24 protein-coding genes and 1 pseudogene are annotated in these 25,502 nt (G+C 67.2%); 10 read left to right on the forward strand and 15 right to left on the reverse strand.

Annotated elements, in window-relative coordinates; translation table 11 throughout:
• Positions 1–42: 42 nt before the first annotated feature.
• Positions 43–999, forward strand: coding sequence for a LysR family transcriptional regulator (locus AC3EO7_RS27835; RefSeq protein ID WP_431971969.1), 957 nt, complete (start codon positions 43–45; stop codon positions 997–999).
• A 13-nt stretch (positions 1,000–1,012) separates the two neighbouring features.
• Here the strand turns inward: AC3EO7_RS27835 and AC3EO7_RS27840 are convergent, their stop codons facing one another.
• Both AC3EO7_RS27840 and AC3EO7_RS27845 read right to left on the reverse strand, forming a co-directional pair.
• Positions 1,013–2,752 carry an N-acyl-D-amino-acid deacylase family protein gene (locus AC3EO7_RS27840; RefSeq protein ID WP_431971968.1) on the reverse strand — a complete coding sequence of 580 codons (1,740 nt, stop codon included), beginning with the start codon at positions 2,750–2,752 and terminating at the stop codon, positions 1,013–1,015.
• Positions 2,753–3,228: 476 nt separating this feature from the next.
• Entirely contained in the window at positions 3,229–3,777 is a 549-nt protein-coding gene (locus tag AC3EO7_RS27845) for a hypothetical protein (protein ID WP_435592845.1), read from the reverse strand.
• Positions 3,778–3,954: 177 nt separating this feature from the next.
• Here AC3EO7_RS27845 and AC3EO7_RS27850 point away from each other — a divergent pair, with 177 nt between their 5' ends.
• Together AC3EO7_RS27850 and AC3EO7_RS27855 are read left to right on the forward strand one after the other, a co-directional pair.
• A complete protein-coding gene (locus tag AC3EO7_RS27850; RefSeq protein WP_435592846.1) occupies positions 3,955–4,755 on the forward strand; it encodes a helix-turn-helix transcriptional regulator in 801 nt (266 codons plus the stop codon).
• 95 nt (positions 4,756–4,850) lie between these two features.
• Complete coding sequence (locus AC3EO7_RS27855; RefSeq protein ID WP_435592847.1) at positions 4,851–5,171, forward strand: RDD family protein; 321 nt, start codon at positions 4,851–4,853, stop codon at positions 5,169–5,171.
• 153 nt (positions 5,172–5,324) lie between these two features.
• Here the strand turns inward: AC3EO7_RS27855 and AC3EO7_RS27860 are convergent, their stop codons facing one another.
• A complete protein-coding gene (locus tag AC3EO7_RS27860) occupies positions 5,325–6,458 on the reverse strand; it encodes an IS701 family transposase (protein ID WP_435592848.1) in 1,134 nt (377 codons plus the stop codon).
• 67 nt (positions 6,459–6,525) lie between these two features.
• Here AC3EO7_RS27860 and AC3EO7_RS27865 point away from each other — a divergent pair, with 67 nt between their 5' ends.
• Entirely contained in the window at positions 6,526–6,792 is a 267-nt protein-coding gene (locus AC3EO7_RS27865; protein ID WP_435592849.1) for a hypothetical protein, read from the forward strand.
• A gap of 43 nt (positions 6,793–6,835) precedes the next feature.
• Here the strand turns inward: AC3EO7_RS27865 and AC3EO7_RS27870 are convergent, their stop codons facing one another.
• A complete protein-coding gene (locus AC3EO7_RS27870; RefSeq protein WP_435592850.1) occupies positions 6,836–7,237 on the reverse strand; it encodes a hypothetical protein in 402 nt (133 codons plus the stop codon).
• Between the two features lie 273 nt (positions 7,238–7,510).
• Here AC3EO7_RS27870 and AC3EO7_RS27875 point away from each other — a divergent pair, with 273 nt between their 5' ends.
• Both AC3EO7_RS27875 and AC3EO7_RS27880 read left to right on the forward strand, forming a co-directional pair.
• Complete coding sequence (locus tag AC3EO7_RS27875) at positions 7,511–8,332, forward strand: class I SAM-dependent methyltransferase (RefSeq protein WP_435592851.1); 822 nt, start codon at positions 7,511–7,513, stop codon at positions 8,330–8,332.
• 220 nt (positions 8,333–8,552) lie between these two features.
• Positions 8,553–8,774 (forward strand): hypothetical protein, encoded by a 222-nt coding sequence (locus AC3EO7_RS27880; protein ID WP_431971962.1) that lies wholly within the window; start codon positions 8,553–8,555, stop codon positions 8,772–8,774.
• 119 nt (positions 8,775–8,893) lie between these two features.
• On the opposite strand, the gene AC3EO7_RS27885 is transcribed toward AC3EO7_RS27880, so the two are convergent.
• From AC3EO7_RS27885 to AC3EO7_RS27935, 11 genes are all read right to left on the reverse strand, one after another.
• Positions 8,894–10,492, reverse strand: a complete 1,599-nt coding sequence (locus AC3EO7_RS27885; RefSeq protein ID WP_431971961.1) for a flavin-containing monooxygenase — start codon at positions 10,490–10,492, stop codon at positions 8,894–8,896.
• An 8-nt stretch (positions 10,493–10,500) separates the two neighbouring features.
• Positions 10,501–11,667 (reverse strand): hydroxymethylglutaryl-CoA synthase, encoded by a 1,167-nt coding sequence (locus AC3EO7_RS27890; protein ID WP_431972025.1) that lies wholly within the window; start codon positions 11,665–11,667, stop codon positions 10,501–10,503.
• Positions 11,668–11,669: 2 nt separating this feature from the next.
• Entirely contained in the window at positions 11,670–12,728 is a 1,059-nt protein-coding gene (locus tag AC3EO7_RS27895; protein ID WP_431971960.1) for a hydroxymethylglutaryl-CoA reductase, read from the reverse strand.
• Positions 12,725–13,810: a type 2 isopentenyl-diphosphate Delta-isomerase gene (gene fni, locus AC3EO7_RS27900; RefSeq protein WP_435592852.1), complete on the reverse strand. Its 1,086-nt coding sequence runs from the start codon at positions 13,808–13,810 to the stop codon at positions 12,725–12,727. Before fni ends, AC3EO7_RS27895 begins: the two co-directional genes overlap by 4 nt.
• A complete protein-coding gene (locus AC3EO7_RS27905) occupies positions 13,807–14,907 on the reverse strand; it encodes a phosphomevalonate kinase (RefSeq protein ID WP_431971958.1) in 1,101 nt (366 codons plus the stop codon). The genes fni and AC3EO7_RS27905 overlap by 4 nt, the downstream gene beginning before the upstream one ends.
• The gene (gene mvaD / locus AC3EO7_RS27910; protein ID WP_431971957.1) at positions 14,904–15,953 is read right to left on the reverse strand and encodes a diphosphomevalonate decarboxylase; all 1,050 of its coding nucleotides are present in this window, start codon (positions 15,951–15,953) and stop codon (positions 14,904–14,906) included. The genes AC3EO7_RS27905 and mvaD overlap by 4 nt, the downstream gene beginning before the upstream one ends.
• Before the next feature lie 43 nt (positions 15,954–15,996).
• Positions 15,997–17,004, reverse strand: a complete 1,008-nt coding sequence (mvk, locus tag AC3EO7_RS27915; protein WP_435592853.1) for a mevalonate kinase — start codon at positions 17,002–17,004, stop codon at positions 15,997–15,999.
• A 161-nt stretch (positions 17,005–17,165) separates the two neighbouring features.
• The gene (locus tag AC3EO7_RS27920; protein ID WP_435592854.1) at positions 17,166–18,002 is read right to left on the reverse strand and encodes a methyltransferase family protein; all 837 of its coding nucleotides are present in this window, start codon (positions 18,000–18,002) and stop codon (positions 17,166–17,168) included.
• A complete protein-coding gene (locus AC3EO7_RS27925) occupies positions 17,993–19,006 on the reverse strand; it encodes a fatty acid desaturase (protein WP_431971954.1) in 1,014 nt (337 codons plus the stop codon). Before AC3EO7_RS27925 ends, AC3EO7_RS27920 begins: the two co-directional genes overlap by 10 nt.
• 58 nt (positions 19,007–19,064) lie before the next feature.
• The gene (locus tag AC3EO7_RS27930; RefSeq protein ID WP_431971953.1) at positions 19,065–20,330 is read right to left on the reverse strand and encodes a hypothetical protein; all 1,266 of its coding nucleotides are present in this window, start codon (positions 20,328–20,330) and stop codon (positions 19,065–19,067) included.
• Positions 20,327–21,484 (reverse strand): polyprenyl synthetase family protein, encoded by a 1,158-nt coding sequence (locus tag AC3EO7_RS27935; RefSeq protein WP_435592855.1) that lies wholly within the window; start codon positions 21,482–21,484, stop codon positions 20,327–20,329. Before AC3EO7_RS27935 ends, AC3EO7_RS27930 begins: the two co-directional genes overlap by 4 nt.
• Positions 21,485–22,695: 1,211 nt before the next feature.
• Here AC3EO7_RS27935 and AC3EO7_RS27940 point away from each other — a divergent pair.
• The 4 genes and pseudogenes from AC3EO7_RS27940 (at position 22,696) to AC3EO7_RS27955 (ending at position 25,482) form a co-directional block, all read left to right on the forward strand.
• Positions 22,696–23,328, forward strand: coding sequence for an MMPL family transporter (locus tag AC3EO7_RS27940; protein ID WP_435592856.1), 633 nt, complete (start codon positions 22,696–22,698; stop codon positions 23,326–23,328).
• Between the two features lie 49 nt (positions 23,329–23,377).
• Positions 23,378–23,449: pseudogene (locus AC3EO7_RS27945) on the forward strand (hypothetical protein); the annotation flags it as partial.
• A gap of 37 nt (positions 23,450–23,486) precedes the next feature.
• On the forward strand, positions 23,487–23,669 hold the full coding sequence (locus AC3EO7_RS27950; RefSeq protein WP_435592857.1) for a hypothetical protein: 183 nt from the start codon (positions 23,487–23,489) through the stop codon (positions 23,667–23,669).
• Positions 23,670–23,850: 181 nt separating this feature from the next.
• Positions 23,851–25,482 carry a DUF4331 domain-containing protein gene (locus tag AC3EO7_RS27955; RefSeq protein ID WP_435592858.1) on the forward strand — a complete coding sequence of 544 codons (1,632 nt, stop codon included), beginning with the start codon at positions 23,851–23,853 and terminating at the stop codon, positions 25,480–25,482.
• Positions 25,483–25,502 lie beyond the last annotated feature (20 nt).

Raw genomic sequence — 25,502 nt, forward strand, 5'->3', positions numbered from 1 at the left:
CGACTGTAGGCACTGCGTCCACCACCAAACTAGACTCGGATCGTGACGCCCGCCCAGCTTAGGGCCTACTCGACCGTGGTACGGCTCGGCTCCGTCCATGCGGCGGCCAGAGAGCTGGGGATGTCCGACGCCGGTGTCTCGCTGCACATCGCCCAGCTGCGCAAGGAGCTCGACGACCCGCTGTTCGTCCGCGCGGCGGCGGGGCTGGCCTTCACTCCCGGCGGATTGCGCCTGGCGAGCCGGGCTATCGAGATTCTCGGACTGCAACATCAAACCGCTGTCGAGGTCAGCGAGGCGGCGCACGGCAGGCGGCTGCTCCGCATCGCGGCGTCGAGCGCGTTCGCCGAACACGCCGCGCCCGGCCTCATCGATTTGTTCGCGGCGCGTGCGAAGGATCTGTCCGTCGAGCTGAGTGTGCATCCCACCAGCCAATTCCGCGGTCTGATCGAGACCCGTGCGGTGGACATCGCACTGGGACCGGGGCCGGACGGCGCCGACACGGCCCTCGCCGCCCGGCCGTTCCTGAAGTATCAGATCATTGCGGTCGCGCGCCCGGACACCCCGCTGGCGAGCGCCGCGCCACATCCGGCGCTGCTGCGGGAGCAACAGTGGATGCTGGGCCCCGGCGCGGGCAGTGTCGACGGGCACATCGCGACGATGCTGCGCGAGTTGGCCGTTCCCGAATCACACCAGCGGATCTTCCAGAGCGACGCTGCCGCCCTGGAAGAGGTCCGCCGGGTCGGAGGCATCACCCTGACGATCGGTTTCGCCGTCTCCTCCGACCTCGCGGCCGGTCGGTTGATCCATATCAAGGGACCCAGGCTTCAGGTATCCGACGAATGGTGCGCCACCACATTGCCGCCCGATTCCCGCCAGCCCGCGGCGTCGGAACTGCTGCGGTTCATCACCACCCCTCGATGCATTCAAGCGATGATCCGCGGCTCCGGCGTGGGCGTCACCCGGTTCCGACCGAAAGTGCATGTGACACTGTGGAGTTGAACGAACGAGCCGATCAGGCGGCGCGGAGGAATTGGCCGGTGCGCCGGTCGCCGAGGATCGGGGCAGCCTTTCCGTTGCCGAATACGTAGGCGCCTCCGATGAATACCGCGGTGACGGTGTCGTCGTTGCGGTTCACCATCCGCGCCAGGTTGCCGAAGTACGGTGCCGGATGCTCGGCGTAGGCGTCGAGGCTGCCATCCAGGTGAGCGGGGTCGATGACGACCGCGTCGGCCCGATCGCCGACGCGCAGGTGCCCGGCTTCCAGTCCGTACCAGTCGGCGAGTTCGCCGGTCACTCGGTGCACCGCGTGCTCTACCGTCATGAACGGCCGGCCCGCCAGCTCGGCCTCGTACACCCGGCGCAGCAACCGCAGGCCGAAGTTGTAGAAAGCCATGTTGCGCAGGTGCGCGCCGGCATCCGAGAATCCCAGTTGCACACCAGGATCGGCGGCGAACCGGTCCAGCACGTGGGGACGGTGGTTGGAGATCGTGGTGCGCCAGCGCACCTTGCCACCGTGCTCGACGACCAAGTCCAGGAACGCATCCACCGGATGCACGCCGCCGCGCTCCCTCCCGACCTGCCCGAAGGTCTTGCCGATCACCGCCCGATCGGGGCATTCGACGATCTCGGCGTCGAAGAAGTCGCGATGCCACACCCTCGGCCCATACTTCTTGTCGTAGTCCTTCCGGAACTGCCGTCGGTAACTTTCGCTGCGCATCAGCTGCCCGCGTTCGTCCAGCTGATTCGACAGGTGCAATGCGGCAGCGCCGGACCCGAATTCCTCGAACACGGGCAAGTCGATGCCGTCGGAGTACACCTCGAACGGGACCGGCAGGTGTTGCCAGCGAAAGTCGCCGCCCAGCGCGTTGAGCAACCGCGCGACCACTGGGAAGAGGGTGGCGATCGCGGGAATCGCCTTGATGTCGGCCGCCGAGAGCAGACTCGTCTTCAGCGGCTTGCGCCAGATGCCCAGCGTGGCGGCCGCCATGGAGACCAGGCTCTGCGGTCGGGCCACGTCGGGGCCGCCCTGGAGGGCACGATGGCGTTCGCGCAGGATCGCGTTGAGCCGCTTCCGTTCCTGGCTGGTAGCGAAGGTCGACGGTAGCGTTCGGGACCTGCACAGCTCTCCGTCGAGCTTGTCGAACAGCAACTGCTGGGAGGACATTCCGACGAATCCCGCGTCGAGCGCCTCGACCAGCCTGCGTTCGATCGCCGCCAGTTCGCCGGCCTCGGGCCGCACGTCGTGGCGGGTGGCGCGGTCGAGCCCGAGTTCGGCAGCCCGGATGTCCGAATGTCCCAGGAAGCTGGCAATATTCGCGCCCAGCGGCAACCGCTCCAGCGCCTCGACGTATTCCTGGGCGCTGCGCCAGGTCTTGTGATCGGCCACGGCCTCGATGACGTACGGGCGCGGAATAGCTTCTACCCGGCCGAACAGATCGCCTGCCGTCTCCGGGTCGACATGCACCGCCGACAGTGAGCAGGAGCCGAGCAGAACGGTGGTGACACCGTGTCGCACCGACTCCGACAGCGCCGGGTCCAGGAGCACCTCCACGTCGTAGTGGGTGTGGATGTCGACCATGCCGGGGATCACCCACTTGTCGTTGGCGTCCACGACGGTGCCACACCCGGTTTCGTCGAGCGGCTCGGCCGAGACGATCGCCACCCGCCCGTCGCGGATGCCGATGTGACGAATCGCCGAGGGTGCGCCGGTTCCGTCGAACCAGCGGCCACCTTTGATGATGCCGTCGTACATGGGATTTCTCCTTACTCCCCTCGGTCACAGCCTGCGGTCACCGCGCTGGCCACGCCGCGAATCGGTATCTCGCCCCGGGCGAGGCGGCCGGTTGTCTTGCGCGGCAGCGGTTTCACTGTGATTGCCCGGCATGCGGGGGTCACTCTCCTGTAGGGCTGACGGTCGACGAGGACCGGGCCGGGCGTGATGTGGCACACGCTAGCACTGGCTTGACACTGTGTCTAGTGAGTGACTACTTGTCTAGCGTGTGGCGGCGTCCCTGGAGAACGAGTCCGCCGCCGCTCACTGCCCGCCCGGGCAGAAGCGGTTGACCCGTGCACGCATCGCGAAGGCGGCGCGCCAACTGTTCGTCCTGGCGTTCGGTGTCGGGCGGGGAATGATTCGAAGGAGAACTCGTGCGACAGAGCCGGACATCGGGTGGGCTCTGTCGCGACGACCGATCGGGCTTGCGCGGCTGGATGCCGTCCAGCTGTGCGTCAGGCGTACGGCGCGTAGCCTTCCGTGCGGATGAGGACGTAGCCCGCACTGTAGGCAGAGTCGATGGTGGTCTGATCGACGGCGAGGACGTTGTCCTGGCGCGCTTCGCTCCAGAACAGGTAGAGCGGGCGGGTGCCGGGCGCCTGGGCGGTGTGGACGTATCCCTGGACGCCGATGTAGGTGTAGCCGGCGCTGTAGGCGGAGTCGATTCCCACCGGTGTCGCTGTGCTGAAGTTGTCCTGGCGGGCGTTGTTCCAGAACAGATGCAGCGGCACGGTGCCCGGCTGCTGGGTCTCGTAGACGAACGCCTCCTTGCGGATGGGCAGGTAGGCGGCCGCCACGGCGCTGTTCTCGTCGTTGAGGTTGCCGGTGGTGAAATTGTCGCCGCGGTCCGGATTCCACCAGGTGTAGAGCGGGTACAGGACCGGTACGTCCGCATGCGCGGTGGGTGTGGCAGCGATGATCGCGCCTGCGAATCCGGCAGCGGCGAGCAGCGCAGCTACCCACCCCTTGCCCCGCTGGCGACGGAAACGTGCGTTTTCGGACATGAGACACCCTCCGTGGTAGTGGCCGACCCGCCTCTGCTTCGAAAGTGTTTGTCGGCCAACTGCTTACATGCAGATCAACGGTAGATTTCACGCCGCATCGGCTGCCATACGCAGAACCTCGTATGGCGGTCCGGTCTTTCGGCTGATATGCGGAATCCGTTGGGGCACAATGCTGGAGTGCAGGGTTTGCCAGGGGGCGACGCCAAGAGGATCCACGATCTCGCGCTCGAGATCATCACCGAGAAGCAGCCGGTGCGGGTGTGGCCGCTGCTGATGGCGAGGTTGACCGCCGACCTACCGTGTGACCTGGCCGTCCTGATCGACCTCGACTGGAACGCGGGCACCGGCCACGCGCTGACCGGGTCCCCCGACTGGTTGCACGAGGCCCCGCTGGACGCACTCATCCACGCGCACATGCGATCCCATCCCCTGCTGCGGCACTACGCGCACTCCCGGGACAAGACACCGCTGACCATGGACGAGGTCGCCGACGACCGCTGGTGGAAAGGCGAAGCCTACCGAGCGGGCAAGGAAGCCATCGGCATCGACCGCCAGCTCGCCCTGCCGCTGTCCGCTGGGCCGGGACGAATTCGCGGTGTCATCATGAGCCGCAGCGGTCTCGGTTTCAACGATCGCGACCTCGAATACGCCGCGCTCGCCAGATCCCTGCTCGATACCGTCGAAGCCCACGAGACAGCGATATTCGCCTACCGGGGAGCAAGCGACCCCGCCGAATACAAGATCACTCCGCGCGAGCTGGCGGTACTGACCATGCTGTGCGAAGGCCTGACCGCTCGCGCCATCGCCACCAGACTCGTGATCACGCCGGCGACCGTGACCAAGCACACCGAGAACCTCTACCGCAAGCTCGGCGTGCACGACCGCGTCTCGGCACTGCGGAAAGCACACAGTCTCGGTCTCGTCCCCACACCACCCCGACCGAATCCGAACGCCGAGCCGCCCTCCCCGTATGAGTAACGCGCAGAACGCGCTTGGCGATTTGCGCCACAGTACCCGAAGCCGACCTTGCCGAGAGCAGCTCGCCGTCGGCGAAACCTCGCAGAGGAGGTCACGTGCCCTACGAATCCGCACCATTCTTCCGGCGCTTCGTCGCCAGGCTGCTCGACCTTGCATTCTGCCTGCTACTCACGTTCGTCATTGCGATACCGGTCGGGATTCTGCTGATCCCGATTACCTTGGTGACGACCGAAGCCAACGAAGGGGTGATCTATGGGGCAGCGGCGTGGTTGTGCTACTTCATCGCCTATGTCGGATTGGAGGTCTTCCTGCTGATCCGCCGCGAAGGGCAGACTCTGGGCAAGGGGCTTCTCGGGCTGCGGGTGGTACCTGCTGGGGAGTGGGCTCGGCCTAGTACTGCAACGGCAGTCAGATGAGTGGGTGCCCTCGTCGTCGGTAGTGGGATAGGCGGGCTTGGTGTTGTCGTCGGCGGCGCCAGTTCGACCACGCCCAGACCTGGCGGGTGCAGTGGAGGGTGGGTAGGGCCAGAGCGATGGTCAGGCGCCGGATTTCCGGTAGCGTGAGGGCGATCATGTTTTGATCTCTGTCGCTGATTCCCCTTTTATCGCAACAGCTTTGGATCCTGCGAGCCAGGCCAGAGCGAGCATGGACAAGGTGATGTGGGCATACCAGGCCCGCCAGCTGCGGACCTGGTAATGGTCGAGGCCAGCTTCGTTCTTGGCCTGCTGGAAACACTCCTCGATCCGCCAGCGAGCCCCGGCGATCCACGCCAGATCAGCGATCGTGGACCGGCGCGGTCCATAGCAGACGTAATACGCGATCTCGGCGGGGTTGGAGATGCTGCGTCGCGCCAGCAGCCAGTGACCGCGGCCGGGTTCCCAGAGAACACGGATAGGGACACGGGCCCAGTCGTAGTCGCGTGGACCGTGCGCACCAGCACCGGCAGAGATCCGCTGCCATGCCCTGGCCGGTAGCGCGGCGACGAGTTCGTCGGCGCGCGCCTGGGTCCACCCGGTCGTGACCAGGGTGTCGTTTCGGCGGGTGGCCAGCACGTAGGCGATATCGTGCTGTTCGAGCCAGAACCGCAGATACTTCACCGCACCGTAGGCTTCATCGGCGGTGAACCAACGAAACGGCACCTTCGCGGCCAAGGTCCGCGCGAGCATGGCCATCACCAGTCGCGGCTTGGTCGCGAACTCCACCTCATCGGGGATCCCGGCGGCCCGGCAACGGGGACGGTCTTCGGTCCATGATTCGGGCAGATACAACTCTCGGTCCACCAGCGCATGCCCGCGCCGGGACGCATACGCCAGAAACACTCCGATCTGACAGTTCTCGGTGCGCCCGGCCGTGCCGGAGTACTGGCGTTGCACCCCGGCCGAACGGACACCCTTTTTCAGGAACCCGGTGTCATCAGCAATCAGCACCGCGTCCTCGTCGCCGAGCCGCTCGGCCACATAGGAGCGAACATCGTCACGGACACCGTCGATATCCCAGTCCGCCCACCGCAACAACCGCTGCATCCCATCCGGGCTCACCTCACCTGCCCGCTCGGCCAGCGTCCACCCGTTCTTACGCTCGAGCCCGGCCACCAACCCCGTCACATACTGCCGAGCCCGACCCCGCGGCTCCACCCGCGTGAACCGGCCACCGATCCTGGCATGCAACGAATCCAACTCCGCTGCAACAACATCCACAACCACCCCAGCACACTAACCAACTGACTGCCGTTGCAGTACTAGGCTGGAGTTGCTGCCAGCGGCGTCTCGCATGCTGATCATCTTCCTGCCGTTCGTTTTCATGTCCTTGTCCGGGTCGAATCCCGAATCGGACATCCTCGAGGTGATCTCCGTGCTCGGCCTGCTCACGCTGATCGCGAGCTTCTTCCTCGCGGCGGTTCCTGTCGGAAAGCGCCGTGCTGTGCATGATCTGGCTGCCCGCAGTCGCGTGGTGCGCGCCGCCAAGCGGAAGATCGACTGGAAGAACGACATCCCCATGGTGCTGCCGGGTCGTGTGGACCTGCGAAAACGCCCATAGGCCACGGCGTTGTGGGGGTTCGGGTCGCGGGCTGAGGCACGCCCTACGGTGTTCGGCGGTGGGGCACCAGTCCGGAACGGACAGCGGAAACCAGCGCAGCCGCGCCGCTCCAGGCAGGATCGATGACGATCTCGTATTCGGTGCTGTCGAACGCGTCCAGCTGTACCACGGCGGTGTTGTTCTCATCGGTCGCGACGATCCGGCCAGCGATCATCTGATCTACGCCGTCGGCGAATTGTTGGATTCCGTTCCAGTCGAATGCCACTGCCCCGGCGGCCACCATCTCCTGGAACTGGGCCCAGGTGATGTCAGTGGGGAATCCGAACACCCCGTCGAAGTCCTCGACCGTCCACCGCCAGTTGTTCGGCGGGAACAACTGGAGCACATCGCGCAGGGACACCAGCGTTCGCTGGGAGGTCCACATGGGAATCGTTTCGGTGATCATTCGGTGTGTCCTCAACGGTACGACCGGACCGTGGCACGGTCCGATGCCGGTAAGGCTAGGCCCCTACGGGCAAGTCGTCACTCGTTTTACCGACGCAACCGTTCTCTACGCACAGCAACAGATGAACATCACCGGTGACCTTGTGCCGCGCCGGTCCGGCCGCGTGAAGGTAACAGGTGGTAATGCTCATGTGGAAGAACCCTTCGGTCGAAACATCAGCTCGTTCACGACAGGTCAGGACACGATCGAGTACAGCACACCAAGGAGGCATTGATGACGCAGGAGGGCAAGCTCGATTTCGGCGACGTGCGGTGGGGGTCGGTGGAGTGGACGAACCTCGCCACACTCTATCTGCGAGCCTGCGAAAGTCGTTCGTCGCGAACAATTCTCGGTGACGACGCGGCGGCGGAGGCGGTGGACCGGATCGACTACGACTGGGCCAAGATGCGCCGGTACATGCAGCCGTGGGCGAACCAGTGGCTGGTCGCCCTGCGAGCGGCCACGCTGGACGACTGGAGCGCGGACTTCCTCGGCCGCCATCCGAACGCCGTGGTGCTGCATCTCGGGTGCGGAATGGACACCAGGGCGTTCCGGCTGCATCCGCCGCAGGACGTGCAGTGGTTCGACGTGGACCAGCCGAAGGTCATCGAGCTGCGGCGCAAGCTGTACGACGATCGCGACGGCTACCGGATGATCGGCTCTTCGGTGACGGACCCCGGCTGGCTCGACGAGACTCCGGCCGACCGGCCCGCGTTGATCGTCGCCGAAGGCTTGCTCATGTACCTGCACGAGGACGAGGTGCGCGCGCTGATCAAGCGTCTGACGGATCGATTCTCGAACGGAGAGCTCCTTTTCGACACACTGTCGCCGGCAGGCCCACGCCTGTCGAAGGTGTTCAGCAAAGGCATCGTCACCTGGGGCATCCGTGACGTCCGCGAATTGGAGCGCTGGAGCCCGCGACTTCGCTTCCTCGAACAGACCGCCGCGCTGGCGAACTACACAAGGATCCCCTCCGCGCCGCTGCGGCTGCTGTACCGGCTGATGTCCGCGACATCGGCCAGAAATTACGACGTGCTGAACCGTTTCGCGTTCTGAGTGACGCCGTCGGGCGGCTCGGCATCGGCGCACCGAGCAAAGCGCCGTCTACTACGCCCCGCGCGTATTTCGCGCCTATCTGCTCAGCGAATCAGGCAACGCGAAGGGTGCAAGTCCGGCCGATCGAATACCGTGAGGAACGTGCTCGACCGGCGCCGGCTGATCGGCGCCGAGGGCAACCACGGACCATGCACACCCCGACCTGTGGATACGAGGACGAATGACCACCCGAACTTCCACCGCCGCCGCTGTTCTCGCGCTCACCGTGCTCGCCGGCGCGAGCGCCACCGCCTGCTCACGCACCGAACGCTGGTGCGAGCTGGACCGAGGTGACGTGGTCGTCGAGAACTCGTACTGCGAACAGGGTGTGCCGGGCTACGAGTGGGAACCGGACCACGACAAGCCGAAGTACAAGAAGAAGCCGAAGAAGTCCAAGCACTGACCGCGCGACTTCCCGCCGATCGCACGCACACGGTCGGAGCCGACCCCACGTCGACTCACCTCGCGGCCGCCCGTATCGAAAAACCTACGGGCAGGCGCGCTCGGCGAACCGCGGCGTCACTACGCCAGCTTCTGACCCGCCGGATCGTGGACACCGTTCCCGTTGGCGGAAATCTCTGCGGGCGCGGTGACGACTGTCGAAGCATCCTGTGCCGCAACGCGATCAGTCGTCTCGTAGTTCTCCACATCGAACTTCCGCAGCAACTGCCGCAACCGGAAGCTGAAATCCGGCCACAGCACAGGGTTGTTTCCGTGCCGGTCCAGGAACCAGCTGGTGCAACCGCCGGTGAGCCACACGCCGCGGGCCATCTTCCGCTGCACAGCGCGGTTGTACTCGTCCTGCACGTCCTGCCGAACCTCGAACGTCCGCAGGCCCTGCTTGTCCATCGTCGCGAGAGCGTCGATGACATAGGCGATCTGGGATTCGATGACATAGATCAGCGAGGTGTAGTTCAGCCCGGAGTTGGCGCCGAGCATGGTGAAGGCGTTCGGGAAGCCTGCGACGGTCGTGCCTTTGTATGCCTGCAGTCCGTCGGTTTCGAACTCCTCGAACAGGGTGCGCCCGTCCCGGCCGGTGAACATGCTGTATGTCGGCGAATCGGCGACGTGGAAGCCGGTGCACAGCACGATCGCGTCGACCTCGCGTTCGGTGCCGTCGTTCGACACGATCGAGCGCCCGCGGATCTCTTCGATGCCGTCGGTGACGAGGTCGACATTGTCGCGCGTCAGCGCCGGATAGAACTTGTTCGAGACCAGCAGGCGCTTGCATCCCGCGCGGAAGGTGGGGGTGAGCCGCTTGCGCAGCGCGGGATCACGGACCTCCCACCACAACTTCACGCGCGCGATCACCTCGAGCAGCCGCGCCGTCGCCGGGTACTTGGCTTGGGTGATGACGAACAGTTCGCGGTTCGCGTAGATCAGCCCACGGATCAACCGCTGTAGCCCAGGAACGTGTTTGAAGGCGAATCGCTCCGGCGCCAGGTACGTGCGGGTGAGATGCGGGAATACCCATGCGGCGCTGCGCTGGTACACGTCGAGGTGCGCGACCTCTGGCGCGATGGACGGCACGACCTGCACGGCCGAGGCGCCCGTGCCGATGACGGCGACCCGCTTACCCGCCAGATCGGCGTCGTGATCCCACTGCGCCGAATGGAAGATCTCTCCCTCGAAGGTGTGAATTCCCTTGATGTCCGGGAGTTTCGGCTCCGCGAGCACCCCGGCCGCGGAGACGACGATGTCGGCCGTGAACGCGCCGCGCGTGGTGTCGATCTCCCATCGGCTGTCCGCGTCGTTCCACCGGGCGGCCGTCATCGCACAGTCGAAGATGTGCTTGTCGCGCACCCCGTACCGGTCGGCGATGCCCTGGATGTACCGCTGGATCTCCGGCTGCGGCGAGAACGACCGCGACCACTCCGGATTCAGCGCGAACGAGTACGAGTACAGCTGGGACGGAACATCGCAGCCCGCACCGGGATACGTGTTGACCCGCCAGGTGCCGCCCACGTCTTCGCCACGCTCGAGGACCAGGAAATCGGTGTATCCCTCCTGGCTCAGCCGCACGGCCGTGCCGAGCCCGGACAGCCCGCTGCCGATGATGACGACACGTGCGTGCCGCCGAGAAGTGTCCTGGGTGTGCCCATTGGTGATGCTCTGACTCATACCGGACCTCATCGGGCTTCGTAGATGCGCTTGTGGCCGGAGATCGCGGCCAGCCGGAACGGGCGACCCGTCTCCTCCGGAATGGCGTGATACATCCCGTCCGACGGCGACTCGGTTTCGTGCAGCACCCGGTAGCGGTCGTAGTCGAGCGCGATGCGCGTGTCGATGGCGTCCCGGTTGGCGTCGGTGCGCAGGTGGTCGCGGTAGCCGGGCTGCACTGTGCCGCTGAAGAATTCGGCGACGCTGCCCGATCCGTAGCTGATGAAGGCGAGCGGCTGCCCGGTCAGGTCGTCGGCGTGGTCGAGCAGCGAGGCCAGACCGAGGTAGAGCGACGCGGTGTAGCTGTTGCCGACCGTGCGGTTGTAGATGGTCGTGGCGTTGATCGCGGCGTCGATCTCGGCGGGTTCGGCGGTGTGCCCCTGGCTTTCCAGGAGGTGGCGATGCGCCTTGAAGGCCATCTTGGTGAACGGCTGGTGATAGCAGAACGCGGCGAACTCGGTCAGATCGCGTCCCCCATTGCGCCGGTAGTCGGTCCAGGCTTCCTGGGTGGCCTTCTGGTAGGCGTTGACGGAGGTCTTGCCGTCGACCATGGCGGCGGTGCGATAGTTCGGCCGCCAGAAATCCATGATGTCGGCGCTGTAGATCCCGGACTGCGGTTCCAGTTGCAGGATCGCCGGATTCGCGCTGACGAGCATCGCGACCGCGGCGGCGCCCTGGGTCGGTTCACCGGGGGTGTCGAGCTCGTATTTGGCGACGTCGGCGGCGATGACGAGCACTCGCTGCGACGGATCGCGGGCGATCAGCCCGGCGGCGAATTGCAGCCCGGCCGTGCCGCCGTAGCAGGCCTGCTTGAGCTCGACGACGCGGGCGGTGTTCGGCAGGCCGATCAGCGGGTGGAGGTAGAGGCCTGCCGCCTTGGATTGGTCGACACCGCTTTCGGTGGCCAGCAGCACGGTGCGGATGTTGTCGATGCCGTGGCGGTCGAGGATGGGCTTGGCAGCGGCCGCGGCGATGGTGACGATGTCCTCGTCGGCGGCGGCGACGCTCATCTTCTCCTGGCCGATGCCGAGGTAGAACTTGTCGGGATCGACGCCGAGGCGCTCGGCGAGCACCCCGTGGTCGAGTGCGTAGTGAGTGGTCGCGAAGGAAAGGTCGTGGATTCCTACCGGCGTCATGGTCATGGCTGTACTCCGTTGCTTACGGTGGACCGTTCGAATTGGGTATGGGCGCGCATCAATTCGCCGCTGTTGGTCTGTGCCGCCATCAGCGACAGTTCGCCGCACAGCACCGTGGCCGCGGCGATGACGGCGAGCCGCCGAGCGTTGTCGCCGGGATCGCGATCCGCGCGGCAACCCAGGCGGGTCAGGTTCTCGTCGACGAAGCTCTGGTGCTTGCCGTTGCCCACCGTCCCGAGAATGAGATTGGGCAGTGTGCACGAGAAGTAGAGGTCGCCCTCGCGGTCCTCGGCGTGGGTGATGCCCTGGGACCCTTCCACGATGTTCGCGGCGTCCTGGCCGGTGGCCAGGTAGAAGGCCAGCAGCATATTGGCGTAATGCGCGTTGGCGGAACGGATTCCGCCCGCAAGCAGGGTTCCGATGAGATTCTTGCGGATGTTCAGCTCCACCACCTGGCGAGCGGTGGTGTGCAGTCGCTTCTCGACCACTTCACGGGGGATGAGCAGTTCGGTGACGACGTTCTTGCCGCGGCCGAGGATCCCGTTGACCGCGGTCGCCTTCTTGTCCGTGCAGTAGTTTCCGGAGATCGAGACATACCGCATGCCGGGCTGCGTGACCAGGATGTGGTTCATCAGGTGGTCGCAGGCGAGAGTGACCATGTTGTGGCCGGAGGCGTCGCCGGTGGTGAATTCGAAGCGCAGGAACAGCAGGTTGCCGGTGATCTGGTGGTGCAGGTCGATGAGGTGGGCGAACCGGCTGCTGCCCGCGGCCACCTCCTGTAGTTCGGGGAAGCGGGCTTCGATCTGCGTGACGGTGGTGTGGGCGGTGTAGGCGTCGTCGGCCTCGAGCAGGATCGAGCGCGTCATGCGGTCGTCGACGAGGGTCGCCACCACGCCCTTCTCGGTCAGCGTGGAAATCCGCGCGCCGCGACCGACCGACGGCCACAGCGGCGATTCGTAGGTGGCCAGCGGGACGTCGACACTGTCGTCGACGGTGTTGCCCGTAATGCGCAGGGGGCCGACCCACCGCAGCGGCACCGCCGCGAATTCCGAGTCGTTCATGGGTGACTCCTTCTGTCCGATTCGTTCCACCAGAGGTTCCGGTGGGCATAGGAGGCCGGGTCGATACCGCGCAGCCGGCAGAACGCGGCCACGTCGCCGGTGATCAGCAGATCGCTACCGGCCAGGTCCGCAGGCGTGGATGCGCCGAGCACGGTGAGGATCTGCCGCAGCTGATCGAGCCAGGTGCGAATCATCGCCACCAAGGCGTCGGTGCCGTGGCTGACGAGCGTCTCGAGGAAGCGGCCCGCCACCCCGGTCGCGTTGGCGCCCAACGCCAATGCGCGGGCGATGTCGAGCGGTGAGCGGATGCCGCCCGAGGCGAAGAGATCGATGCCGGTGATGCCCGCGCAATCCACCAGGCAGTTGGGCGTGGACTGACCCCAGTTCTCCAGGAAGGAGAAGTCCGCCGTGGGCCGCCGATCGTTCTCGATGCGCGCGAAATTGGTGCCGCCGCGGCCGCCGACATCGGCCACGGCCACGCCCGCCTCACGCAGCCAGGCGACGGTGGGCCTGCTGAGACCGAACCCGACTTCTTTGACGATCACCGGCACGGGAGTATTGGCGGTGATCCGCTCGATCTGGTGCCCCCATGACCGGAAAGACCGGTCCCCTTCGGGCATCACGATCTCCTGGACCGCGTTGAGGTGGATCTGGAGCGCGTCGGCTTCCAGCAGATCGATCGCTCGCCGCACCTCGTCCAGCGTCGCGGTGGCGTTGACGTTCGCCATGACGAAGCCGTGCGGATTCTCCTGACGCAGCACACGGAAGGTGTCGGCGACCGAGGGATCGCGGAAGTAGGCGCTCATCGACCCGGACGCGATGGGAATTCCGGTCTCCCGGGCGGCGATGGCCAGCTGCCGGTTGATCTCTCCGGTGTGCTGGCTGCCTCCGGTCATGCCGTTGACGAACAGCGGTGTGTCCCACCGCTTGCCGATGACGTCGACGGCCAATGACACGTCGCCGCCGTCGATGCCCGCGAGGGCGTGGTGCACGAAGGTCACCGAGTCGAAGTCGTTGCGGCCCGCGTCGCGCTGCTGACTCACGGCGTGGCGAACGTGATCGTCCTTGCGGCTCGCGGTCATCGGCGATCCCCTTCGAATGGATGTGTCCGCAGCGACAGCGGCCGGATGCCCGCGGCGACCCAGCGGCCGGTGAGTTCGGTGATCGCCGCGCGGCGGGTGCGGTCGATGAGCGCGATGCCGCAGTCGCCGCCGCCCGCGCCGGAGGGTTTGGCCGCAGCGCCGACCGCCTCGCCCGCCTCGCACAGCGCACGCAACGACGGCGTCATGATGCCCAACTGGGCTGTTGCGTCGAGGTCGAGGAGAAGCTGTCGGGCACAGTCGATTTCGGTTCGAATGCCGAGCGAGTCGTCGGCCTCCAGCGCGGCGGTGAGCCGTTGGACGCAATGGTCGCTGCGCGACACGAAATCGGCGTGCGCGCCGAGCTTCCGGCGGCTGTCGCCGAGCCCGGCGACCATTGTCGGTGTCGACGCGGGCTTGGCGGTCCAGCCGACCTGCATCGCGAGTCCCGTCGGTGTGGGCAGCGGGCGCACCGACAGCCCGGGCCATGGCGCACGGAGTGCGGCGTCCACCCCGCTCTCCCTCGCCAGCTCGGAGACCCGTTGCCGGTCGGGGGAACAGTAGGCGATCCAGCCGCCCCAGGTGCTCGCCGCGACGTCGCCGCCGGAGGCGCGCGGGTTGATCGAAACGGTGGCAAGCATCGCCAGTCGGTAGCGGTCCATCGGGCTCAGATCGAGCCGGTGAAACCGCCCCAGCGCCGCGACGGTGGCCACCGTGACGGCCGCGCTGGAACCGAGGCCGAGCTTTCTGCCATCCTCGTCGGCGAGGTCGGTGCCGATGCTCAGCCGGTAGGAACGCGCCCCGATACCGCGCTCGACGAGCAGTTGTTCGATGATCGCGGCCGCCGCGAAAACGTAGGTGAAGTTCGGCGGCACAATGCCATCGGCGGTCGACGGGACCAGTCGGCCGCCGACGCGCCCGCAGGACAGCGTCACGCCACCGTCGAGATCCGAATGCAGCGTCGTGCCCTCGGCACCGGCCGCCACCACCGCGGCGGTGGCGTAGCGGTCGACCGCGGTGAGCACCGCGTGGCGCCCCGGCTCGACGACGGCGTACTCGCCTGCGATGAACAGTTTGCCCGGGGCGCGACAGATGATCATCGTTCGCCGTCCGGGACGAGGGCCGCGCCGGGACCGAGATGCGCCACCGGAAGGTCGATGACGTCGCCTGCTTCCCGCAGGGCGGCGATCACCCGCTGCTCGTCGGCGCGGGCGCACAGCACGGTGACGTTCGGTCCGGCGTCGATGGTCGCGTACGCGGCGATGCCGTCCGCGCGCAGCGCCAGCACACGATCCAGGATCGCGACCGACTGCGGCGAAAGGTATCGGACCGACGGCCTGGCCAGCAGCATGCTGGCGTGCATCCCCAGGGCGTTGCGCTCGGCGATCTCCCCGACCGCGGGCAGATCGCGGCGCTCGATCGCCTTGCGCATCTCCTCGAGGTCGACCCTGGACGCCTCGGCCCACGGCAGGTAAAAGGGCGAGGTGTCGCAGGTCCGCCGCATCGCCTCCCGGCTCGACACGGCCTTCGACGCGTTGTCGACCACGGCGACCACCAGAGCCGGATCGAGCGCGTCGCCGTCGATCGGTTCGGCGTAGGAAGTCGCATCCCCCGCGTCGCCGTCGCCCTCCCCCGCATGCCACACCACGAAGCCCCCGAAGAGGGACCGGCAGGCCGATCCCGACCCCCGTCGAGCCAGCCGCGACAGCGCACGGGGATCCGCGTCGAGCCCGTAGGCGGCGGCCGCCGCGACGGCCAGCGCCGCGAAGCCGCTCGCGGAGGAGGCCAGACCCGCGCCCGTCGGCCCGGCGTTGGTGGAGACGACCGCGGCGTGTTCTTCGCGGCCTGCCCGCGCGCGCACCAGATCCATGAAGCGCGCCACCCTGGTGTACGCCTCGCCGACCGCCTGGCGGCCGTTGAGCACGACCGTGTCGGCAGGTTCCGCACTCAACTGCACCGTTGTCGTGGTCGGGTAGATGTCGAGTGTCATCGACAGGCTTCCCGTGACGGGAAGGAAATACGACTCGTCCCGCTTGCCCCAGTACTTCACCAAGGCGATGTTCGGATGCGCGACAGCGGTCGCCGCGTCGTCGCCGCGTCGATCCGCGAGCGGATCGGCCAGCTCTGCTCCAGGTGTGAATGTCATTGGCGTGTCTCGAACTCCGGTATCGAGGGGAATCGGGAATCGGTCATTGCTGTGCGTCTCGGACCGGGACGATCCAGGTCTTCGCCGCGCCGGCCCGGCGCAGCGCCGCACGCACTGTCGCGGCGGCGTCGCCGGTGTCGGTGAGGGCGAGGACGCATCCGCCGAGGCCGCCGCCGGTGAGTTTCGCGCCGTACGCGCCCGCGTCGTGTGCCGCGGTGACGAGGGTGTCGATCTCGGGTGTGCTGACGCCGAGTTCGGCCAGCAGATCCTGGAATTCGAGCAGCGCCTTGCCCAGCGACGCGGCGTCACCGGCCGCGAGATCCGCCGTGGCCGACTCGACCAGGTCCGTCGCGCGTTCCAGCAGCCGCCGGGCCGCCGGTGGATCGGCCTCCAGCTTGCCGCGGACGGCCGCGACCGCATGCTGCGTGGCGCCCCGCACCCCGGTGTCGGCGATCACCAGGGTGGCGTCGAGTCCGACGGCCAGCCCGCGCGCCGCACCCGCCCGGAACCAGATCGGTCCGGTCGCCACCGCGGTGCTGGCGTCCACGCCGCTGGCCCGGCCGTGTGCGAACTGCTCGCCGCACTGCACCAACTCGTAGAGCGCTTCGGAGTCGATGGTCCGGTCGTAGAGGTCGGCGACCGCCCGCACCGCGGCCGCCGCGCACGCGGCACTGGATCCAAGGCCGCGTGCGGGCGGGATCTCGCAGTCGAGCGCGACCTCGACCGCCGCACCGGCCAGACCCCACCGCCGCAACGCCTCCTCGACCGCGACGTGCGCACCGGACGACGCGCGCTCCGGGGTGACGACGTCACCCGCGACGAATCGAAAGTGCTGTCCCGCAGAGGATTCGCCCTCCTGCGACGCATCCGCCCGGCGAGCGACCGCGCGCGCCGACAGCGCGGGCAAGGGAAACGCGATGGCGGGCGTGCCGTGCACCACCGTGTGCTCGCCGAGCAGGATCGCCTTGCCATGGGCGCGACCGGTGCCGCGCCCTCCCCCCGGCCCCGCGGCCGTGGGTCTGCTGTCCTCGCGAACGCGATCGCTGTTCACGTCGGTTCATCTCCAAACTCGAGCAGGGCCCACCGGCGTGTTCCCGGATGGGGACACGCGGTGGCGGACGGTGCGCAGCCGCTGGACACTTCGGCGTGCGGCGACAGTGGACGGTCTGCGCTGTAGTGCGAAATCCGTTCAGGCCGAGGGCGAATCGGCCGTCACAGCTGCTGATCCGAACGGCGGAAAAGGGTCTGGCGGAGACTTGCCCGCGCCGAGGGGCCGAGCGGCGAGGGGAAGAAGGCGGGTACCTGTGCGGCGTAGGCACGGTACGCCGCGCCGAAGCGAGCGACGAGGTCGCGCTCCTCCAGGAAGGTGCCCAGCAGGATGTAGCCGGTCATTCCCACCGCCCACAGCAGATGCCCGGCCGTCATGTCGCTCGCGCACCAGAAGGAGAGCAGCAGGCCGGTCATCAGCGGATGGCGCACCAGGCGGTAGGGCCCGTGCACCTGCAGGCGGTCCATGGTCGCGTCGGGCACCTGGATCACGTAGTGGCGGTATGCCTGGCTGATGCCGAGCAGGTGAAAGTGGTTGAGCAGCAGGGTGGCCGCGTAGACCAGCACGAAGCCGAGCCAGAATCCGGCGTCGAGCGCGATCCCGACGACGCCGTCGGCCGACCAGATCCGTTGCGGCAGCGGCTGCCAAGCCAGGCAGAGCAACCACATGACCAGGCAGACCATCACGATGTAGACGGTCCGCTCCAAAGCCTCCGGCACCCAGCGGGTGATGAACGCCTTGAACGCGGGCCGCGACATGCCCGAGTGCTGCAAGCCGAACAGCGCGATCAGCAGGACGTCGATCGCGAGCGCGGGACCGGTCGCCAGGTGCGGTCCTTCGTCGACGGTCTTCGGCAGCCACCAGCCCCCGGCGAACAGCAGCATCAGGGGCACGGTCACCCCTGCGACGCCGTACACGCCGAAGGCCAGCAGGAACGGGACGAGCCGGCGGCGGTCCGTCAGCGCGCCCCGAACCGAATGCCGCGTGGTGGTCAGATCCATGCGAACCAGGGCAGGAACCGCATGCGGACCGTGCCCTCCTCCATCCGCTTGTCCAGCTTGGTCTTCCACCGCTCACCGTAAGGCGCGGTCAGGAAGCCATCAGTGCGCGCCAGGCGCCACGCCGAGTTGATCGTCATCCAGTAGGGCACGATGACGGCGGCGTCGACCTGCCGCATGAAGTCGAGCTTGTCGGGGATCTGGCTCCAGTGCACGCCCGGGTAACGGTGGTGCACGCTGTGGTAGCCCTGGTTGAAGATGAAGAAGTTCAGCCAGTTACCCGCCGTGTTCAGCGACTTGCTCGGGTCGTCCTCGAACACCCGCGCCGGGGCGTGCGTCAGCCAGGCGAAGTATCCGGAGTTCACCTGGGTGATGAGGAACGGAAGGGCCCAGAACAGCGCGAAGCGTTCGAAGCCCGCGGCGTACCAGATGCCCACCGGCAGCACCAAGGCCAGCGTGAGGTCGAAGACGAACTGGTGGCGGCGCTTGCGCCTACCTTCGGACGGGTTGGCGGCGAAGATCATTCGCATCGTGTGGTTCTTGACGATGGTGCCGTATCTGATCCAGTACCATACGGCGCCCAGCCCGCGCTCCATGCCCTCGGTGGAGGTCACATCGCCCGGTCCGTCGTTGAACCGGTGATGGTTGAGCACGTGCACCTCGCGCATCTCCGCCGAGGTCAGCGTGGCGGGCAGACAGCACATGATGTCCACGAACCGGTTCATCCTGCGCGACACGAACAGCGCACGGTGCGTGTGCATGTGCATCACGCCGATGGTGAGCGAGAAGTTCAGCAGGGTCAGCAGGATGATCAGCGGAACGGCGAGGTACCAGTTCGTGGCGGCGGGGACGAACAGGCCGAAGGACAGCAGCACGACCCAGGCCACGATGTGCAGCAGCGGGCCGACATTCGCCGGGTGCTCGAGTTTCAGCACCCGGCGGCTGAACGGCGGTTGGTCGGACGCCGCTGGCGTTCCGTCGCCGGGACGGGTGGGCACGGTGGTCATAGTCGATCTCCTCGGGTATCGGTGTCGGGCGTTCCTGCGGAATGGGTTGACGCGCTGGTCACGGGCGATCTCCAGGGGTTGTCGTTTCGAGGGCGGCGAGTTGGAAATTCGTGGCGAGCGCCCGCATCGCGTCGGCGCTGTGGGGTGGCAGCCGCTCCAGTGCGCCGAAGGCCAAGTGGTCGGCGATCATCATGGTGCGGATGTCGGCGGCGGAAAGCCTGCCCGTCAGCGGTTCTTCCGGCAGCGACCGGACGAGAGCGAAGGTGGTGTCGACGATCAGCGGCACCATCGAGGGCGACAGCGAACGCGGGTCGACCGAGCCGAGCAACTCCGCCGCGGCGTCGGAACCGGTACCGAGTTCGGGCGAGGCGTCGAGCACCCGGTGGATCGCCTCGTCGGCGGCTCGCTGCACCCGCTCGACCATCTTGGTCCAGTAGGCGGGTGAGCAGGCGGCCAGCGCGGTCGCGCCGACCGGCCGCCGGTAGGGCACCGGGGCGCCGACGGCGGTGCAGAGGAAACCGGTTGTGGTGATGGTCATGTACGCCATCGCCGCCCGGGCGCCCGCGCTCGGGGTGTGCGGACCGAGCCGGGCCAGCAGGGCGAACCCACCCAGCGCGGGCGCCAGCAGCCGCAGCATCACCACTTGGGTCAGTTCCTTGCGGTCGGCGACACCGTAGAGCGCCATTTCGTTGTCGCGCAGGTCGTTGGCGGACTGGGCGATGACACCGACGCAGGCGGCCAGTTCGCGCAAATCGTCCTCGGCACAGGCCTCCGGGGCGGCCAGCGAACACGCGTAGTGCGTCACCCGGCCGAGCACGCCTTCGCCGTAGACCACCCGCGACAGGGGGGAATCGAGGTTGCGGGCCATGACATCGCCGATATCGAGCAGCAGCCTGCCCACCCGTTCTCGTCCCGCGACGGGAAGCGCCGCCACCAGCGCCCGAATGTCCCGAATACGTTCTGCCAGTACCAAATCCACGGCTTCGCTGTCGCGCACCGTGACCCGGTCCGGCGGTGGCGGCGGGGTGTCGGTGCTGCCGGTGAGATACTCGGCCGCGGTCCGCACCGCGCTGCCTGCCAGCGGACGGTCGATCAGGTCCTCGTAGGCGTCGAGCACCCGGCAGGCCAGCAGGGCCGCGGTGGCCTCGGCCCGCAGCTCCGGGGTGAGGAAACCGATGGCGATGCCCATGTTCCTGGCTGCAGGAATCAGTGCCAGCCGGGCCAGTTCGTCCGGTGAGCCTGCTGCCCGCAGCGCGGCGAGGTCGGGTGCGCGGCGCAGATTCCGCAGCCCGTGGGCGAGAATGCCGAGTCGTCGTCCGATCATCGGGACACCACCTGTAGCGCTAGGTCGCGCAGGTCGTCCCGCGCGGGGGTGGGCGGGAACACTTCGAGGGCTTCGCACGCCGTCTCGGCGGCACGGATCGCGGCGTCGTGCGCGGCCTTGGTCGCTCCGCTGCGCACCAGGTCGGCTTGCAGTTCGGCGCTGGAAGTCTCTTCGGAGAGCCACATTTCGCGAGCATCGGGCCGGATCGCCAGCCATTCGATCACCGGCCAGGTCGGCACACGGCGGTCGAGGTCGCCGCAGGCCTCCTTGCCCAGCGCGGGATCGCCCTCGACGTCGCGCACGTCGTCCATGATCTGGAAGGCCAGCGAGAACTGCTCGGCGTACTGCATCAGGACCCGCAGCCGGTCGTGGTCGACGCCGCCCGCCGTGCCGCCGTACGTGCAGGCCAGCCGGAACAGCGTGCCGGTCTTCGCGCCCGCGACGACCTCGTAGTGCCTGCGCAGCGCGGCATCGTCGACGTCGGGCGCCATGATCTCCACGAGCTGCCCGGCCGAGAGATCCGAGATGCGGTCCAGATAGGTGACGCCGGGAGCCTCACCGAGGTGTGCGCAGACCACGGGATTGTCCTCGAGTACCCGCGCCAACACTTGTAATGCGGTGCCCGCCATATGGAATCCGGCGCGGGCGGCGGTCCGGATGCCGAACAATGCCGGTACCGAGGGGGAATCGCGGCGCAGCAGAGAACTGTCGCAGATGTCGTCGTGGATCAGCGACGACTCGTGGAACATCTCCATCGCGCAGGCCAGGTCGACGGCGTCGGGCACGGATGTGGACTCGGCCGAGGGCAACAGGCGGTGGCAGTCCAGCACCAGGCGGGCGCGGACCCGTTTACCGGGAGCGGCCAGGACATGACGGTAGATATCGTCGAAATCGCTTCCGGTAACCAGGATTTCGCGCATGCGCTCGGTGACCATCGCCGGCTGATAGGTCGGCGCGATGGGCTGGGCGTCGACCTGGTCCACCGCCACATCCTGGGCCACGGTGTCGGTGGTGCCGGCATGTCCGTTCGACGCCGGGGCGGTGCCACGCGCCCGGCTGTCCACGACCGCGTGCGTGGTGCCGGACCGTCCGGACACGGCCGCCACCAAGCGCTCTTCCTGCTGATGTCCTGACGGTGACGTGGGATTATCCATGGGCGGAGGGCTCCTTCGGTGTCGTAACGGCGGCGGAGTCGGGCATGCGACAGGCACCAGCGGCCTGGCGGGCGTCGAGTTACTTACGAGGTGGCTGTCCGGCAGCGTGCGGCGACACTGCCACCGTGACGCCGTGCGGTCGTCGTCGCTTGTCCGGGCGGATGTGCAGCGAAGGTAGTAGCGATTTCGTGCTCGCCATTGAGATTCGGCGTCAGTGCGCGCCGAGCGAGTTGCGGGCGGCTCCAGCCGCCGGGAGTGGTCCACGGGCCGGTCGGTTGCGGGGTTACCGCCCATTCGGACATCCGCGGTCGTTCGGCTCCGAAACCGCGGCCGAGCTGTGTCGATGCGTGTGAAACGGCGTGTGCGACACGGTAATCATCGCATGGGCAGCCGGTGATCGTCGAGTTGGGCCGGTTGCGCGGCGTAGCGGCCACGCCTCCTGTGCGCAGATCGCCGAGCCGACAGTACTCGACGCGCATGGCGGCTCTTCCTGAGGTAGATGGTTGCGCCCCAGGCGATTTCATTACGTTCTTCGAGTATCCGGTCCCATCCACAACCAGCACCCCGTCCGGATCGCTCGGGCGCTCGTCCGCGTACGCGCGTGGATCGTCACGCAATACGTAGTCGTCCCACACAGTCTTGCCCCACCGCCGATGCGTCCCGTCCGTCGTTCAGCTTTCCCATCAACGCAACCAGATCTTCATCCCTCGACATAGCGGAAGAGGCTACCCCACAACACAACTGAGCGCTCGTTGAAAATGACAGGAACTTTTCATGGCGATCGATACAGGTGGGCAAGTATGTAACAGCTTGAAAGACAACGCAACCCAGACAGCGACCGGTCGATCGCGAGTCCGGACGGGCGTGGATCGCCTCCGAGCTGGTGGAGCGATCTCCCGGCGAGGGTTCTTGCTGGCTGGGACGGACCTAACATGAATCTCTAAGTAGCACAGAGCTTTTAAGTGCTACATGCACGTTCTTCAAGTCTTGTGAACTCTCCTCGAGATGAGGAGAGTTGGCTTGTCGCCCTTAATCCCTTGCGCGGCTCGTTCGCTGCCGCTATCGTCCGCCAATTGGCCTGCGGTCCAGGATGTTCTAACTCCAGGCGTACTATCGAATTCGCAATGGCTTTCAAAAGGGTTGGTAATACGAGATTCTCGGTCTTGAGCCAGCTCGACACATGGTCGTCGCGGATGTGTGGAGAGAGTCGGATGCGAACCGGCCTACTCGACCGACTCGGCGCACTGGTGCTGCGCTGCCGCCACCCTGTGGCGGCGATCTGGCTGCTAACTGCTGACATCCTGAATCTCGCTGTGCCGCAGCTGGAATTAGCAATCTTCGAGCATTCGTACCCGATGGTCCCGCAGGATACCCCCGTGTCCAGGGCGCTGCTCGACATGAGCAGGCAGGTCCGGTTGGTCGGCGACACCGGCACCACCCAGGACACGCGCTCGGTGGACGCCTTGCGTGCCACTGCGGCGAATATTTCACGACCGCAGGGGCTTTCAGCCGACCTAACCGAGCCGAGCGCCACGTTCGCCGACGAGTCGCGATGGTGCCGACTGGCCATCAGCTACGACGAGCGCGCCACCCAGCCGTCCGACACTCCGAGCGACCGCGGCTATGCCGCCACTGCGGGGCATTGCCCGGCAAACGAGCTGCTGCCGATCTCCGTGTACATCCGGTCCGACCACGACATGCGCAGCTCTCGCGACTACGCCGGGCTGGAAACGCTCGCCACCGGGATCTCCCGGCTCCCCGGTGTGGCTTCGGTCCGGTCGATCTCCCGGCCGCTGGGCGCCCCATCCAGGAAGCCTCGGTCAACGGGCAGCTCGGCATCCTGAGCGACCGGCTCGGCTCGGCGGCAGGGCAGCTCGCGCGGCGCGGCCCGACGTGCAACGGCTGTCCGGCGGCGCGACGCAGCTGAACGACGGGGCTCGGGCCTTGGCCACCGGACTCGACGGTCTCGCCGCCGGTTCCGCACAGGCCCGGGCAGGGAGCCGTGCAACTCGTCGACGGCTCCCGCGCCCTGGCCACCTACATCGATCAGCTGGTCGCCGGGGCGGCCCAGCTGGACACCGGGACCGAGCCCCTGCGCGCGGGCAGCGCCGAACTGGCCGGTCGGTCGCGGCGCAGTGGCGGTTCTGCTTCGGCGGCCGGACGCAGGCGAGGCCATCCGAGATAGGTCGATCGACCGATGTGGCCCGGACGGGTCGGCGCGCACCATTGACGGCACGGTCTTGACGAACACGAACACCGGTCATCGGCGGTTCACGTGAAATGCGTTGCCTCGACTGCCGATTCATCGTCGAGCCGTGTCCGATTGCGCTCCGGCGCAGCATCATCGCACTCGTCGAAGGAAACTCATGTCCCGTCCACTCCGCCGCGGCGCTCGTGCCGCAGGCATTCTCGTGGGTGTAGGTGCTATCGCGCTCAGCACGGCCGCAGGCCCCGCGCTGCAATCCGCGGGCGCCTCCAGCCACCGCGAGGCTCCCCTGGTCGCCGCCGATCCGGCGGTGGACAACACGGACGTCTACGCGTTCGTCAGCCCCGACAATCCGGACACGGTGACGCTCGTCGCCAACTGGTTCGGGTTACAGGAGCCCAACGGTGGCCCGAACTTCTACCCGTGGGCCACCGACGCCAACTACGACATCAACATCGACAACGACGGCAACGGAAAGCCAGACATCACCTATCGGATCACCTTCGCGACCGAGGATCGGCGCGGTGGCAGCACGTTCCTGTTCAACAACGGCCCGGTCACCGGACTGAAGGACGAGAACCTGCTGTTCCGGCAGAACTACACGGTGTCGGTGAGTCAGGGCGTGAACGACTGGCGGCCGATCGCGCACGGTCAGGCGGCTCCGTCGTTCACCGGTCCGGCTTCGATGCCGGACTACGGTCGGCTGCGCAAGGAGGCGACCGCGAATCTGCCGGGCGGCGGCTCGGTCTACGTCGGCGCCGCGGAGGACCCCTTCTTCCTCGATCTGCGGGTTTTCGACCTGCTCTACGGCGGTGATCTGTCCGAGGTCGGTACCGACACGCTCGCCGGGTACAACGTCAACACCGTCGTCCTCCAGGTGCCGAAGCGCGATCTCGCGCTGCGTGGCGACCCGGCGCGCAACCCCGTGGTCGGGGTGTGGAGCGACACCGAGCGCCGCTCGCTGCAACTGAGCCCGGGCGCCGCGACCTCGATCGGTGACTTCGTGCAGGTGTCGCGGCTGGGCAACCCGCTGGTGAACGAAGTTGTCGTCCCGGTCGGGCTGAAGGACGCGTTCAACGGGTTGTCACCGAGCAGGGACGCGACGATTCCAGAGGTCGTCCAGCGGGTCACCGATCCCGAGCTGCCGAAGTTGATCGAGTCGCTGTACAAGGTGCCCGCACCCACGGCCCCGCGCAACGACCTCGTGGAGATCTTCCTGACCGGGATCGCGAAGAAGGCGCCGACCCTGGACGGCAGCGCCCCGCCCATCCAGGCCGACCTGAACTCGCAGATCCTCAACGCCGACGCGCAGGCGGCCGCGTTCCAGCCCTCGGAGATGTTGCGTTTGAACATGTCGGTGCCGGTGACCGCCCAGCCCAACCGGCTCGGCGTGATCGGCGGCGATCTCCAGGGATTCCCGAACGGCCGGCGGCTGAGCGACGACGTGGTCGACATCGCGCTGCAGGCGATGGTGGGCGCGGCGCAGACTGGCAAACCGGTCGAGGCGCTCGCTGCCGGTGACGCGGTCGATGTCAACGACGCGTCGTTCTCCAGCAGTTTCCCGTACGTCGCGCTGCCGTCGTCGGGCAAGACCACGGTCCAGGCAAAGGCGACGAACGCGACAACCAACGTGGCCGTCACGGTGCCGCAGGACGCCGACGACCGCACGTCTTCGGTGCTGCTCGTCGCGGCCGGTGTCGGTGTGGGTGCGGTGGTCGCGGGCGGCGGATGGCTCTTGATCCGCCGCCGGGCGCGCAGGGCATCGGCGTCCAGCTCGCCGCCGAGCTCCTGACATCTCGTTCCGGTGGTGGG

The organism is Nocardia sp. bgisy118, from assembly GCF_057708605.1.